Source organism: Carboxydothermus islandicus (assembly GCF_001950325.1).
In the GTDB taxonomy this organism is placed as follows: domain Bacteria; phylum Bacillota; class Z-2901; order Carboxydothermales; family Carboxydothermaceae; genus Carboxydothermus; species Carboxydothermus islandicus.
In genome coordinates, this window is record NZ_BDJL01000105.1 from 1 (window position 1) to 1,105 (window position 1,105).

Annotated in this window: 1 protein-coding gene and 1 pseudogene; both read left to right on the forward strand. The window is 28.1% G+C overall.

Annotation, left to right across the window (positions count from 1 at the left end; all coding sequences use genetic code 11):
- A partial coding sequence (locus ciss_RS09670) for an amidase domain-containing protein (protein ID WP_075866118.1) occupies window positions 1-869 on the forward strand: 869 nt, incomplete at its 5' end.
- A 26-nt stretch (window positions 870-895) separates the two neighbouring features.
- Window positions 896-1,105: pseudogene (locus ciss_RS13610) on the forward strand (hypothetical protein); the annotation flags it as partial.

Here is a 1,105-nt window from a genome sequence, read left to right on the forward strand (position 1 = left end):
TTCCAGTAACTTTTAATTATAAGAAAATTGAAGTAAAAAATAATAAAGCTGAGGTAATTTTAGTATTGGAAATTGATAATCAGCAAGCTTATCCTCCGTTTATTAGTTCCGGGATAAATAGTTTTGAACTGAAAAAAGAAAAAGGTAATTGGAAAATTATTAACCATGATTATATGAAATTAGAAATGTTTGAAATATCAAAAACGAAGAAATTGCCAGAATTAAATTTGGAGGAAATGCAAAAAAGTATTGATGCAGATTTTGAGAGTAAAAATGGAAAAGAAATTAAATGTTATGATGAAAATAAAGAAAATTTAGTATCTATTTTTAGCTTACCTGCTCAAAATCATAACTATGATTCTTATAGAGCTGTGTTTTATGCAAATAAATATGTAAAAAATCCAAACCCAAAATTTTATACAGCTCCGATAAATGTTGGTGATTGTACTAATTTTGCGTCGCAAGTTTTGTGGTATGGTTTTGGTGCAAATGATACAACGACAGATATTGCTAACAAAGTAATGATGGTACCAGGTTCAAGTTATACGGAGGGGTGGTATGCGGGATCTGGTGGTGGTTCAAGAAACTGGGAAAGTGTTACTTATTTTTGGTCCTACATGACAAGTTACAAATCAATAGATACTCCTGGACCAAGGGTAACTATTGTTACTAGTTTTAGTCAGTTGAATAATGGTGGAATAATGCAAATAGATTTTGAACAAGATGGTATTTATAATCATACTGCAATTTTAGTAGATAAAAATACTCAAAAATTTGCCCAACATACTGTAAATGATTATTTTTATTTTAGTGACTATGGGGGAAATAAGAGATATTTTAACCCAAGCCATTTTAGAGAAATATTGTAGATATGAAAAAATTATGGGGTAATATTATGAGACAAATAAATATAATAATTTTTATTATAGTCATATCAATATTAAGTTTGAGTTGCAGCATAAACGAAAAAGATGATTATGCTCTAATCAAGGAAACAATAGAGAAATTTTATGATACCCAGTATAAAGCTTATTTAGAGTTAGAATATAAAGATATTACACCATTTTTAGATATGACAAAGATTCAAAATCAAAATAAAGTAATC